Origin of the sequence: Agrobacterium sp. NPDC090283 (assembly GCF_044769685.1) — a bacterium.
Classification (GTDB): Bacteria; Pseudomonadota; Alphaproteobacteria; order Rhizobiales; family Rhizobiaceae; genus Agrobacterium.
Genome location: NZ_JBIVYG010000048.1, coordinates 1 through 2,700, shown reverse-complemented (window position 1 = coordinate 2,700; position 2,700 = coordinate 1). Strand labels below are relative to the sequence as shown.

Annotated in this window: 3 protein-coding genes; all 3 read left to right on the top strand. The window is 60.6% G+C overall.

The annotated features are described in order from the left end of the window. The coding region (locus tag ACIQUH_RS27855; RefSeq protein WP_400821428.1) for a carbohydrate ABC transporter permease at positions 1-636 on the top strand (636 nt) is incomplete at its 5' end. 331 nt (positions 637-967) lie between these two features. Then, the gene (locus ACIQUH_RS27850; RefSeq protein ID WP_080854694.1) at positions 968-1,792 is read left to right on the top strand and encodes a carbohydrate ABC transporter permease; all 825 of its coding nucleotides are present in this window, start codon (positions 968-970) and stop codon (positions 1,790-1,792) included. Positions 1,793-1,804: 12 nt separating this feature from the next. Next, positions 1,805-2,700: ABC transporter ATP-binding protein (locus tag ACIQUH_RS27845; protein WP_400821425.1), on the top strand; the 896-nt coding region annotated here is incomplete at its 3' end.

Genomic DNA, 2,700 nt, shown 5'->3' with positions numbered 1-2,700 from the left:
CTTCTGATCACCGTCATCGGCGGCATCGCCATTGCGCTTCTGCTCGACAATGACATTTTCGGCCAGGGCATCGTGCGCATCATGATCATCTCGCCCTTCTTCGTCATGCCGCCGGTGGCCGCATTGGTGTGGAAGAACATGATCATGCATCCCGGTTACGGCGTGCTTGCCGATCTGTCGCGCTTCTTCGGTTTCCAGCCGGTCGACTGGTTTGCGCAGTTTCCGCTGCTGTCGATCATCATCATCGTCGCCTGGCAATGGCTGCCGTTTGCGACGCTGATCCTCTTGACCGCCCTGCAGTCGCTCGATGGCGAGCAGAAGGAAGCCGCCGAGATGGATGGTGCCAACTTCGTCAACCGCTTCATCTACCTGACCCTGCCGCATCTGTCGCGCGCCATCACCGTCGTCATTCTCATCCAGACGATCTTCCTGCTTGGCGTTTACGCGGAAATCCTCGTCACCACCAATGGCGGACCGGGTTATGCCTCCACCAACCTCGCCTTCCTCATCTATCGCACCGCGCTTCTCGGTTACGACGTCGGCGGCGCTTCGGCCGGCGGCATCATCGCCGTCATCCTCGCCAATATCGTCGCCATTTTTCTGATGCGGGCGGTTGGCAAGAACCTGGATCGTTGAGGGGGCGTGATATGACAATGGTTCTGTTCTCCGGGGTTTTGCTCTCTGGGATTTTGCCCTCCGGGGTTTCGTTCTCCGGCCGGCCCTCCACCCTCCCTCATTCCTGTGCTTGTCACAGGAATCCAGCCAGCCCAAGTCTTTGGGCTGAAAGAAAGTCCCTCCGTCGCGCAGACGCGCGCCGACTGGATTCCTGTGACAAGCACAGGAATGAGGGCGGTGGGGATGTGCCCGCCGGAACGATAATGGCCTCCCTTCCGGCCCCAGCATCCCGCAAGTCCACACAAATCCGGCCCCGTGCTTTTACCGCTATTGCCTCAGGGGAGGTCTAATCATGGCCCGCAAGACAACCACACGTGCGAAGATCGGCTTTTCCATCGCGGCCTGGGCCGTGGCGCTGCTGCTGTTCTTCCCGATCCTCTATGCCTTCCTCACCTCGCTCAAGACCGAACCGGAAGCAATCGCCGGCTTCAGCCTCATTCCCTCGGGCACGCTTGAGAATTACGTGACGGTCCAGACCCAGCGCGATTACTTCAAGCCGTTCATGAACTCGGTGGTGCTGTCGCTCGGCTCGACGATCATTGCGCTGATCATCGCCATTCCCGCCGCCTGGGCCATGGCGTTCTCGCCGACCAAGCGCACCAAGGACATTTTGATGTGGATGCTCTCCACCAAGATGATGCCGGCCGTCGCCGTCCTGGTGCCGATCTATCTGATCTTCCGCAATGCCGGCCTGCTCGATACCCGCATTGGCCTCACCATCATGCTCACCTTCATCAACCTGCCGATCGTCATCTGGATGCTCTACACCTACTTTCGGGAAATCCCCGGCGAGATTCTGGAGGCAGCCCGCATGGATGGCGCGTCGCTGTGGAACGAGATCGTGCACGTGCTCACACCAATGGCGGTGCCGGGCATTGCCTCGACGCTGCTTTTGAACGTCATCCTTGCCTGGAACGAAGCCTTCTGGACCATCCGGCTGACGACCACCAATGCCGCACCGCTGACGGCCTTCATCGCCTCCTTCTCCTCGCCGCAGGGGCTGTTCTGGGCAAAACTCTCGGCCGCCTCGATGATGGCGATCGCCCCCATTCTCGTCATCGGCTGGTTCTCGCAGAAACAACTCGTGCGTGGCCTGACCTTTGGCGCCGTGAAATAAGGAACGACAAACATGGGCAGCATTTCCCTTCAGAACGTGTCCAAGCTCTTCGGTGAGGCGAAAGTCATCCCGTCGATCGATCTTGATATCAACGACGGCGAGTTCGTCGTCTTCGTCGGTCCCTCCGGCTGCGGCAAGTCCACGCTTCTGCGGCTGATCGCCGGGCTGGAGGACGTCTCCGGTGGAAAGATCGTCATCGACGGCAATGACGCCACCGGAAAGGCCCCGGCCGAGCGCGGCCTTGCCATGGTGTTCCAGTCCTATGCGCTTTATCCGCATATGAGTGTCAGGAACAACATCGCCTTCCCGCTGAAGATGGCCAAGCTCGACAAGGCGGTGATCGACAAAAAGGTCGAAGACGCCGCCCGGGTGCTGAACCTCACCGATTATCTCGAACGCCGGCCCTCGCAACTATCAGGCGGCCAGCGCCAGCGTGTCGCCATCGGCCGCGCCATCGTGCGCGAACCGAAAGCCTTCCTGTTCGACGAACCGCTTTCCAACCTCGATGCGGCGCTGCGCGGCACCATGCGGCTGGAAATCTCCGAGCTGCACAACACGCTGAAGACGACGATGATCTACGTCACCCACGACCAGGTGGAGGCCATGACCATGGCCGACAAAATCGTGGTGCTCAACCGCGGTAATATCGAGCAGGTCGGCTCGCCGATGGAGCTTTACCGCACCCCCGCCAACCTCTTCGTCGCCGGCTTTATCGGCTCGCCGCGCATGAACCTGATCACCGGCGATTATGCCCGCAGCAAGGGTGCCACCACCGCCGGCGTGCGGCCCGAACATCTGCTGCTGTCGAAGGAAAGCGGCCTGTGGCAGGGCAAGGTGACGGTTGCCGAACATCTCGGATCGGATACCTTCCTGCATCTCGAGGTGTCAGGCATCGGCCCGATCACCGC